Origin of the sequence: Psychromonas algicola (genome assembly GCF_004378355.1) — a bacterium.
Taxonomy (GTDB): Bacteria; Pseudomonadota; Gammaproteobacteria; order Enterobacterales; family Psychromonadaceae; genus Psychromonas.
Window position 1 is genome coordinate 1 of the sequence record NZ_SNUB01000051.1, and the last position, 9,915, is coordinate 9,915.

Annotated in this window: 8 protein-coding genes and 3 tRNA genes; 8 read left to right on the plus strand and 3 right to left on the minus strand. The window is 36.2% G+C overall.

Annotation, left to right across the window (positions count from 1 at the left end; all coding sequences use genetic code 11):
- Positions 1-42 precede the first annotated feature (42 nt).
- The 5 genes from E2R67_RS15985 (at position 43) to tyrA (ending at position 3,207) form a co-directional block, all read left to right on the plus strand.
- A tRNA-Asp gene (locus E2R67_RS15985) sits at positions 43-119 on the plus strand.
- A 170-nt stretch (positions 120-289) separates the two neighbouring features.
- Positions 290-366, plus strand: a tRNA-Asp gene (locus E2R67_RS15990).
- A 60-nt stretch (positions 367-426) separates the two neighbouring features.
- Positions 427-503 (plus strand) — tRNA-Asp (locus E2R67_RS15995).
- A gap of 502 nt (positions 504-1,005) precedes the next feature.
- Positions 1,006-2,076 carry a 3-deoxy-7-phosphoheptulonate synthase gene (locus E2R67_RS16000; RefSeq protein ID WP_134291950.1) on the plus strand — a complete coding sequence of 357 codons (1,071 nt, stop codon included), beginning with the start codon at positions 1,006-1,008 and terminating at the stop codon, positions 2,074-2,076.
- A 3-nt stretch (positions 2,077-2,079) separates the two neighbouring features.
- Entirely contained in the window at positions 2,080-3,207 is a 1,128-nt protein-coding gene (gene tyrA, locus E2R67_RS16005; protein WP_134291951.1) for a bifunctional chorismate mutase/prephenate dehydrogenase, read from the plus strand.
- Between the two features lie 92 nt (positions 3,208-3,299).
- On the opposite strand, the gene hpf is transcribed toward tyrA, so the two are convergent.
- Positions 3,300-3,710, minus strand: coding sequence for a ribosome hibernation-promoting factor, HPF/YfiA family (hpf, locus tag E2R67_RS16010; RefSeq protein ID WP_134291952.1), 411 nt, complete (start codon positions 3,708-3,710; stop codon positions 3,300-3,302).
- Positions 3,711-4,251: 541 nt separating this feature from the next.
- On the opposite strand from hpf, the gene E2R67_RS16015 reads away from it, so the two are divergent.
- Positions 4,252-6,177 (plus strand): transglycosylase SLT domain-containing protein, encoded by a 1,926-nt coding sequence (locus E2R67_RS16015; protein WP_134291953.1) that lies wholly within the window; start codon positions 4,252-4,254, stop codon positions 6,175-6,177.
- 39 nt (positions 6,178-6,216) lie between these two features.
- Here the strand turns inward: E2R67_RS16015 and E2R67_RS16020 are convergent, their stop codons facing one another.
- On the minus strand, positions 6,217-6,624 hold the full coding sequence (locus E2R67_RS16020; protein WP_134291954.1) for a type IV pilin protein: 408 nt from the start codon (positions 6,622-6,624) through the stop codon (positions 6,217-6,219).
- A 95-nt stretch (positions 6,625-6,719) separates the two neighbouring features.
- Positions 6,720-7,172 (minus strand): transcriptional regulator ArgR, encoded by a 453-nt coding sequence (argR, locus tag E2R67_RS16025; protein ID WP_134291955.1) that lies wholly within the window; start codon positions 7,170-7,172, stop codon positions 6,720-6,722.
- Positions 7,173-7,285: 113 nt separating this feature from the next.
- Between argR and E2R67_RS16030 the strand changes: the two genes are divergently transcribed.
- Both E2R67_RS16030 and mdh read left to right on the plus strand, forming a co-directional pair.
- Positions 7,286-8,131: a transporter substrate-binding domain-containing protein gene (locus E2R67_RS16030; RefSeq protein WP_243837043.1), complete on the plus strand. Its 846-nt coding sequence runs from the start codon at positions 7,286-7,288 to the stop codon at positions 8,129-8,131.
- A gap of 156 nt (positions 8,132-8,287) precedes the next feature.
- A complete protein-coding gene (gene mdh / locus E2R67_RS16035; RefSeq protein WP_134291956.1) occupies positions 8,288-9,223 on the plus strand; it encodes a malate dehydrogenase in 936 nt (311 codons plus the stop codon).
- Positions 9,224-9,915: the final 692 nt, after the last annotated feature.

The following is a 9,915-nucleotide window of genomic DNA, read 5'->3' on the forward strand; positions in this document are numbered from 1 at the left end:
TATTTCTAGCAAAAGAATTCGTTGAACTGATGATTATCACGTGGAGTGGTAGTTCAGTTGGTTAGAATACCGGCCTGTCACGCCGGGGGTCGCGGGTTCGAGTCCCGTCCACTCCGCCAACAGTATTATAAAGCTTTAATGTCGATGTTATTTCAGACACTAAATGAATAACAAGCTGTAACGCACTCATTAAGTAGTCGTTCAGTTAGTTAGACTTTTTGTTTAACATAAGCGGCCTGTCACGCCGGCGGTAATAAACCGAAAAGAGATAGAACTGTAACACACTCGTGGAGTGGTAGTTCAGTTGGTTAGAATACCGGCCTGTCACGCCGGGGGTCGCGGGTTCGAGTCCCGTCCACTCCGCCAACAGTGTGTTAACGTCAATTCATAAAGACGATAAAATAATGAAGCTGTTTTACACTCGGAGGAGTGGTAGTTCAGTTGGTTAGAATACCGGCCTGTCACGCCGGGGGTCGCGGGTTCGAGTCCCGTCCACTCCGCCAACAGTGTATAAACAGACAATTCAAAGTACGTTCTTATATTTCCCCCTTTATAAAATTCAAAGCAAGTAGTTCAGTTAGTTAGCCTCTTTATTTAAAACAACGCGGCCTATCACTCCGGTACTCACAAGTTCGAATTCCGTGCACTCTACCAACAGTGTATAAACAGAAACTCCCTTTCAAAGATAAATTGGTAATATAAATCCCAAAAAACAAATCGCCTCTTAACAAGCCCTTTTAAAATTCAAAATATCCTCTTAATCGTTGAGTTAAAAAACAGCACAAATATAATTTTATTTACCTTACAAAATACAATTCATTATCAACAAGAGACCTTCAATCTAAACACCAACATATTTAAACCCCAAAAATAAATAAAAATGAAGCAAATGTATGGCGATTTATTGATTAAATCTGCATTTATTTATGCTCCATGGCTTAATCGCATGATCTATTATTTTGCTATGCTATGATGCTTTCACTATTAACTGTCAACGAGACTAAAATGACTACGCAACAAAATGAAAATATCCACATTCAATCAGAAACTGTTTTAATTACACCAGCAGAGCTTAAAGCCTCTTTACCCGCTTCTGAGAGTGTTTATCAATTCATTAATGAATCACGCCAAACCATTTCCAACATTGTGCATAAAAAAGATCCACGCTTTCTAGTAATTTGTGGTCCTTGTTCTATTCATGACATTGAAGCTGCTAAAGAATATGCAACTGGTTTGAAAGCGTTACATGAACAATATAAAGACACGCTTTATATTGTAATGCGTGTGTATTTTGAAAAACCTCGTACAACAGTTGGCTGGAAAGGTTTAATTAACGACCCACATATGGATGATTCATTTGATATTGAAACAGGCCTTAAAAAAGCACGTGAATTATTATTATGGATTTCTGAACTAGGTTTACCTATTGCAACTGAAGCATTAGATCCAATAAGTCCCCAATATATTGGCGACTTATTTAGTTGGGCAGCAATTGGCGCACGTACTACTGAATCTCAAACTCACCGTGAAATGGCAAGTGGACTTTCAATGCCTGTTGGTTTTAAAAACGGAACAGATGGCAGCCTTTCAACGGCAGTTAATGCAATGCAATCCGCTTCTTCACCACATCGTTTTATGGGTATTAATCAATCAGGCCAAAGTGCATTATTACAGACTGCAGGTAATCAAGATGGTCATGTTATTTTACGTGGCGGCGGCGGTAAACCTAACTACGATTCATTAAACGTAGCGTTAGCGGAACAAGCTCTCACTAAAGCTAAAATGGAAAATATTTTAATTGTTGATTGTAGCCATGAGAACTCTAGTAAAAATCATGAACTGCAACCATTAGTGGCTAAAGATGTATTCCATCAAGTTGTTGAAGGTAATAAGTCAATCATAGGTATTATGTTAGAAAGTAATATCAATGCGGGTAACCAACCAGCATCATTACCAAGAGATCAACTAAAATACGGTGTGTCTGTAACAGACGCTTGTATTGATTGGGCATCAACTTGTGCCTTATTAGCTGAAGCAGAAACAGCATTAAAAAAGACTATACAAAATAAGAAGTAAATTATGCCTTTAAGTAAATTAAGAGATCAAATTGATGCTGTCGATCAGCAAATAATTGATTTACTAGCAGAGCGATTACGCTTAGTTGGTGAAGTTGGTGAAGTAAAAACCAAACATGGTCTACCTATTTATGTGCCAGAGCGTGAAGCTGCAATGTTAGCAAAGCGCCGTGAAGAAGCCGAAAAGAAAGGTGTTCCAGCAAATCTTATTGAAGATATTTTACGACGTACGATGCGAGAGTCCTACGCAAGTGAGAATGAGACAGGTTTCAAAACAGTTAACCCTGAGATGAAACGTATCGTGATCATTGGTGGTAATGGGTTACTAGGTAAACGCTTTGTAGAGATGTTTACATTATCTGGTTATGACGTAGATATATTAGGCCGTGCAAACTGGGATCAAGCAGAAGCAATTTGTAGTAAAGCAGGATTAGTCATTGTAGGCTCTCCTATCGATGTTACTGTGGATGTGATCAAACAACTTACTTTCTTACCTAAAGACTGTATTTTGGCAGATATAACAAGTATCAAAGATGCGCCATTAACAGAAATGCTTGCTGTACATGAAGGCCCTGTTGTTGGTTTACACCCGATGTTTGGACCTGATATTTCTAGCTTTGCAAAACAAGTGATTGTTTATTGTGATGGACGTGATCCTGAAAAATATAAGTGGTTAATTGATCAAATGAAGATCTGGGGTGCGCATTTATACCCAGTGGCAGCAACCACTCATGATGAATCAATGTCATTAATCCAAGCATTACGTCACTTTACAAGTTTTGTATACGGCGTGCATTTGCAAGAAGTTAATGCTGATTTAGAACAGTTATTGGATTTAAGCTCACCAATATATCGCTTAGAGTTAGCTATGGTAGGACGTTTATTTGCGCAAGAGCCTGCACTTTATGCAGATATTATTATGTCGCAGAAAAACAACTTAGCGATGATCAAGCGTTACCATAAACACTTTTCAGAAGCGATTGCCTTATTAGAAAACAACAACCGTGAAGAGTTTATTAATCGCTTTAAATCGGTGACAAACTGGATGGGTGATTATTCTTCATTATTCTTAGACGAAAGTCGTGTGATGCTACAACAAGTACATGATAATCGACATTATGAAGATAAATAAAGCAACTAAATAAGATCAAAAAAGGAGGTTATTAACCTCCTTTTCTCTTTTTAGTTATTTGTATTTACCTTTAGAGTAAAACAATAACTTGATTAGTTAGCGAATTCTTTATTTAACTTGATTTCAGCATCTGATTCTATTTCAACTTCCGGCTCTTCAACAACCTCTCCTGAAATTTCTCCGTTACGACATAAGTCTTTACCATTGTTCTTGGCACGGTTTGCTTCATCTTTATGGATATGTTTACTTAGCTGTCGTTCAATCTTTTGGAATAACTGCGTAATTGCAGCATACAAATCTTCATGCTCAGCATGAGCAAATACCTTGCCATTTGGAACCCCGATCGTGCCTTCAATTTTCACACCTTTAGGCTCTTTAGTAATAATAAAGTGGGGATTGATAAGTGAAACTTGAAGCTTTTGTAATTTTTCGAAACGTTCCTCTACTTTAGCGCGCATTGTGTCAGTAATACTAATTTGTTTGCTAGTAATTTCAATTCTCATATAGGACACCTTTTGTTATACACTTATTGTGTTCTTAAATAGATTAGGCCTTTTAATGTAATATACAAGTGATTTATGTCACATTAATTTTGCCTTTCAAATAAACGAATTCATTTTTTGACCTAACCATATTTTCGTAAAGATATTTTATTTTTTACTTGTTGAAAGGTAAAAGTTAGTCCATTGTGGGATAGATAAGTTCAACCTTTCTTAACAACACCTCTTTACAATTTCTCCTTTTTTATTTAAAAAAACTGTTATTCATCTAAGCATTTGTTATCTTTAATACACTGATTATTTTCAAACTGACTTATGGTGAATATGATTAAGTCTATACGCATTTGGTTTTTTTTGCGCGTTATGACCCTAAGTTTTTAGTTAATACACCACATAAATATGCAGTGATGAAAACCAGAGAAGTAATTGACAAGGTGTTAGATCAGACATTTTTAAACATTCAAAGCATTCTTATACGCAGGAGTTGCTATTATCGACTAGCTTTAATACAGAGCAAGATCGCTTATTCTTTTATCGAGGCATTATGAAAAAATTTATTTTCGGCTGTATTCTTTTATCGTCATCAAGCTTAGCCAGCGCATTAACATTAGACGTTCAACGTAGTATTTTTTCTGAAACACTAGATTTACAAGATCAGAAACAATGGGAAAAAGCTAATAAGCAAATGGATAATTTGGCAAACTACCCTTTAACTTACCTCACCCAATATAATTATATGAATGCAAATATTGCAGACGTTAGTGATAAAGAAGTGCTTAGCTTTTTGCAATCCAATAAAAACAAAGCAGTGAGTGATGACTTACAACGTACTTACTTATTTTACTTAGCCAAAGAAAAAAGATGGGCTAATTTTTTAAAAGTAAGAAATGTAATGCCTAACGACCCCACTTTACAATGTTATTACTTACAAGCCTCTATCTCACAAGGCCAAGGTAAACAAGTGTGGCCAGAAGCACAGCAGATATGGTTATCAGAAACAGGCTTACCTACAGCTTGTGGTAACGTTTATGAGTATTACGAAGACAATAATATCCTTACACAAGCAGATATCTGGCAGCGTTTTCAGCTTGCTTACAATAAAGATAAACCCACTTTAATGCGTTCACTAGCACGTAAATTAAATAACGCAGAACAACAAGCATTAGCGAAGCAACTTATTAGCTTGCATAAAAAACCTAGTAACATATCAAACAGCCGCTTATTTAACTCACGTAAAGCAGAAAGCTTTCCTTTTGCAGTCCACAGTATCAAGCGCTTAGCAAAAAGAGATATTGATAAAGCGATGCAAATTTTTTCTAAATTAGATAAAAAAGTAAACTTTACCGATGATGAGGCAAAGGAAATTAAAGTACAATTTGCAACAACCATTGTGCAAGGACGTAAGACTTGGTTATTTAGTTGGTTAGATAAAGAGCTGCAAGCGTTAGACAACACTTCGCTTATTGAGCAACGTATTCGTTATGCAATTAAGCTTGAAGATTGGAAAAATATAGAACATTGGATCCAAAAGCTACCAGAAGATAAACGCAATTCAACTTCATGGTCATACTGGCAAGCTCGTGTTTTAGAACGAAAAGGCCAATCGAAAAAAGCGATAGATCTCTATAAAGAAGTTGCGACACATCGCAGTTACCATGGTTTTCTAGCAGCAGAGAAGTTAGGTATTAATTTCCCTTTTAATGCAGATAGCATTGAAGAGAAGCAAGGTAGCCTAAGCAGTTTAAGTAAAGAGTTAATATTAATTGAAGAATTAATATTTCACCAACTTAATCAACAAGCAAAACAACAATGGATCCGTTTATTGAATAGGCAAAGTCCTGAGTTACAACAGCAATTAGGTTTATATGCTTTTACTAAAGGGTGGGCACATCTCTCTGTGTTAGCAAGTATTAACTCAAAAAGTTGGAATGCCTTAAATATCCGCTTTCCAAGTGCAAAACCAGAGTTATTTATTAAAGAAGCTAAAAAATATGATCTCGAAGAGACTTATATTTATGCAATTACCCGTCGTGAAAGTAGTTTTGATGAGCATGCAAAATCCCCGGTAGGTGCAAGTGGTTATATGCAATTAATGCCAAGAACCGCTAAAGAAACAGCGCGAAAAATCAACCTAAAAGAGTACAAAAAAGTAGATCAGCTGAACCAAGGTAAAGTTAATGTTCAACTAGGTACTGCGTATTTCAATAGCTTATTAAAATATTACAAAGGCAACCGTTTATTAGCTACAGCTGCATATAATGCAGGTCCAAATCGTGTCGACAAATGGTTTAGCCCTAATAAGAAACAAGGTAAAAAAGGAATTAAAATGGATAGCTGGGTTGAAAGTATTCCTTACTACGAAACTCGAGCGTATGTTAAAAGCATATTAGTGTATAACGTTATCTATCAACATATGTTAGATAAACCATTAAAATTTCTAGAACAAAAAGAGTTATTAGGAAGCTATTAACTTTTATCCCTCTTTACTGTCAATACGTAAAGAGGGAAATTAATCTTGCCAACATTCTGAATTATCCAACACACCATCTCTGGTTTTATTATTATCTTGGTCAATATAAAGTGTTTGGCAGCTTATCTCATCGTTACTCTGACTTGTTGCGCTTTTAGCTTCTGCCTTCATTAAATAAATATGCGTTGAAACCGAGACCACACTGAATCGATAGAAATCATGGTTTAAAGGTAAACCTAAAGATTCCGCATCAAGAAGATAACTTGGGTTTAAAATATGATAACTACTTTGAGTCACTTGTGCCTTGGTCAACTCTGATTGCGCTTCCGCTCGGCGCGTTTTTACGACAAACTGTTGATAAGAGGGATAAGCAATGGTTGAAAGCACTGCTAAGATAAAAACAACAACCAATAACTCGACTAGACTAAAAGCAAACGCCTGCTTCATTACTTTCTCCTCAACATCCTCTCTGATAAGTAAAGTGTAGAAAATATTTCTATATAAGCAGGATTAATTTTGAAGAAAAGATAAAACCAGAGGGGTTAATCAAATAATTTATGCACAACGGCGAGCGTAGAATCTATTTTTTTAGAGTTACTCGGTGAAATAAAAATAGTATCGTCACCGGCAATTGTCCCTAAGATCCCTTCAGCTTTTCCCATAGAATCTAATAAACGAGCGATAAGCTGTGCAGCGCCAGGACTTGTACGAATAACAATTAAGCTATCATTTCTATCAATATCAACGACTAGGTTCTTGAGTGGACTTGTGGTGGTTGGGATCCCTAATTCAACAGGCAGACAATAAACCATTTCACCTGTTGCATTACGTGTTCTTACTGCACCAGATTTACTTAACATCCTAGAAACCTTGGATTGATTAATATGATCAAAGCCAGCTTCAATAAGCGCATCTACAATTTCACTTTGTGAGCTTAGGTGTTCTTTATTCAGTAAGCTTTTAAAGAAATCCATCAGTTCAGAGGTTGGTCGCATTGCTTATTCCCGTTAGTACATTACAAATGTGATATATAATAATATAAATTGATTGCACGATAACATATTAAATGTCACTTTTTTTGCATATTTATTCACTTTTGTACAAATAAGTGACTAACGCTTTAGCTAATTACGCAGTTTGCATAAGTTCTGGTAAACTTCCAATAAAACTACCAACATCAGGGACGCTTATTATCATTACCTTTTCTCGTTATATCGCTATCATTTTCACGCTATTTGCATCATTTTTGAAAGCGGATGAAACTCAGCCAATACAAGTGAAATTCGCTACCGATACCAATTATTATCCTTTTGAATATATATCAGAAGATCAACAAATAGTCGGCTTTGATATTGATATTGCCAAAGCGATTTGTAAGGAAATTAAGCTACAATGTAGCTTCAAACACCATAACTTCAACGGATTACTGCTTACTTTACAATTTGGCCGTTACGATGCTGCTATTGCCGCGCTAGACATTACCTCAGAGCGACTTGAAATGGTTGATTTTACCAATAGCTATTATAAAACAGCACCCGTATTCATCAGTCAGCAAACGGCTAACAAAGGATTCTCTCTAGAAGGAAAGTTTATTGGAGTACAAGCAAACACATCAAACCAAAGCTACCTCACACGTAATTTAAAAGAGAATAGCTACATTGTGCCCTACTTTTCATCTGCAGAAGCCTTGGCGGATTTAAAGCAACAAAAAATAGATGCAGTATTCGCTGATTCAGCCGTCGTCACTCATTTTTTAAGTCAACAAGATGCACAATCAACATTAGCTATTCAACGTGTCGAAGAGAGCTTTCTTTCAGGCTTTTCAGAAGGCTATGGCATTGCCGTTAGAAAAGGCAATAACAAGCTTAAACAACAGCTGAATAAGGGATTAGAGATCATTTTAGCAAACGGAATTTACAGTAAAATATTTCAGCAGTATTTCCCTCAACAATAACCAATCCAAACATTAATAGAATAAAACGTTAAATAAATGATTGTTACTCGCACCTCGATCACAATTTTTTAACATATTTAACACCTGCTTAATTATTCACTTTAGAATTAAATATGTTAGTCTTAAACCTCATACATTTATTCTTTGGAGAAAAACATGAAAGTTGCTGTTCTTGGTGCTGCAGGTGGTATTGGTCAAGCTTTATCATTATTATTAAAAACTCAATTACCAGCAGGTTCTGAGTTAGCATTATACGACGTTGCACCAGTTGTTCCTGGTGTTGCTGTTGATTTATCACACATCCCAACAGCAGTAAAAGTTGAAGGCTTTGGTGCTGATGCTTTAGATAAAGCGTTAACAGGTGCTGATATTGTTATTATCCCAGCAGGTATGCCACGTAAGCCAGGTATGGACCGCGCAGATTTATTCGCAGTCAATGCAGGCATTATCAAAACGCTAGCAGAAGGCATTGTTGCTAACTGTCCTAAAGCATTAGTCGGTGTTATCACTAACCCTGTAAACGGGACAGTGCCAATCGTTGCTGAAGTATTCAAAAAAGCAGGTACTTACGATAAAAACCGTGTATTTGGTGTAACAACTCTTGACGTTATCCGTAGTGAAGCATTTGTTGCTGAGCTTAAAGGCTTAGACGTTGCGACTGTTAAAGTACCTGTTATCGGCGGTCATTCTGGTACAACAATTTTACCATTACTTTCTCAAGTAGAAGGTGTGACGTTTACTGAAGAAGAAGTGGCTGCACTAACACCACGCATCCAAAATGCAGGTACTGAAGTTGTAAATGCTAAAGCCGGTGGCGGTTCTGCTACGTTATCAATGGGCGCTGCTGCTGCTCGTTTTTGTCTATCTTTAGTGAAAGGTATTCAAGGCGAAGACGTTGTTGATTACGCATACGTTGACGTTGCTGATGGCGATGCTGCTTTCTTTGCTCACCCTGTACGTTTAGGTGCTAACGGTGTTGTTGAAATTTTATCTTACGGTAAATTATCAGCGTTTGAAGAAAAAGCGAAAAACGATATGCTAGAAACATTAAACAAAGACATTCAAGAAGGTGTTGATTTCATCAACGCATAATCTTAATCGTTTTATGTTATTGATAAGGTCAGCGATGCTGGCCTTTTTTGCACCTTTAGAAATCCCCTTTCCTGATTACATTTAACATACAATTTTTGCAAATCATGAGACAAAGCTAATACTTGATCGACACAGAAATAAAGAGCCTCTGCAGTGATTAATTCAATAAGCCCTTTCATCTTATAAACTATAAGTAAAACCTCGTAAATTATACCTTAAAGCTCTATTTGCAACATAAACAAGCCAAGTTAGATATATCAACATGATAAATCATTCAAACTACAGATCGCTTTTGAAATCTAATTTTAAGTTATCCAACATTTGACTAGCTGCGAATAAAGTCGGATGAATCCGACGTCCCAATATATCTATACTTCCTGTCTACACTTGTTTCTTTTATAAACATAAAAAGACAGCTTAAATTATCTTTTTTGAATATTCTTCAACTAAATATGAGTAATTCTATATTTAGACAAGAACGCGATGATAGTAGAAACAACATAAGCTCTTTGGTATAGCGACACTTTCATGGATAGTTTTTATTTTCCATCAGGCATAAAAAAACAAAACCTAAGCTCTAATGCCGATCAGTTAAGAAAAATTAGTTGATTTTTACCCGAATGGGATCAGAATCCGATGTTCACTCAACATCGGATTTTTTTATGCCTTTAGATTACGATTTCCACTCACTC

Excerpts from the sequence above, each read along its gene's own strand:
- E2R67_RS16000 (WP_134291950.1), top strand. The coding sequence starts at position 1,006 with ATGACTACGCAACAAAATGAAAATATCCACATTCAATCAGAAACTGTT.
- tyrA (WP_134291951.1), top strand. The coding sequence starts at position 2,080 with ATGCCTTTAAGTAAATTAAGAGATCAAATTGATGCTGTCGATCAGCAA.
- hpf (WP_134291952.1), bottom strand. The coding sequence starts at position 3,710 with ATGAGAATTGAAATTACTAGCAAACAAATTAGTATTACTGACACAATG.
- E2R67_RS16015 (WP_134291953.1), top strand. The coding sequence starts at position 4,252 with ATGAAAAAATTTATTTTCGGCTGTATTCTTTTATCGTCATCAAGCTTA.
- E2R67_RS16020 (WP_134291954.1), bottom strand. The coding sequence starts at position 6,624 with ATGAAGCAGGCGTTTGCTTTTAGTCTAGTCGAGTTATTGGTTGTTGTT.
- argR (WP_134291955.1), bottom strand. The coding sequence starts at position 7,172 with ATGCGACCAACCTCTGAACTGATGGATTTCTTTAAAAGCTTACTGAAT.
- mdh (WP_134291956.1), top strand. The coding sequence starts at position 8,288 with ATGAAAGTTGCTGTTCTTGGTGCTGCAGGTGGTATTGGTCAAGCTTTA.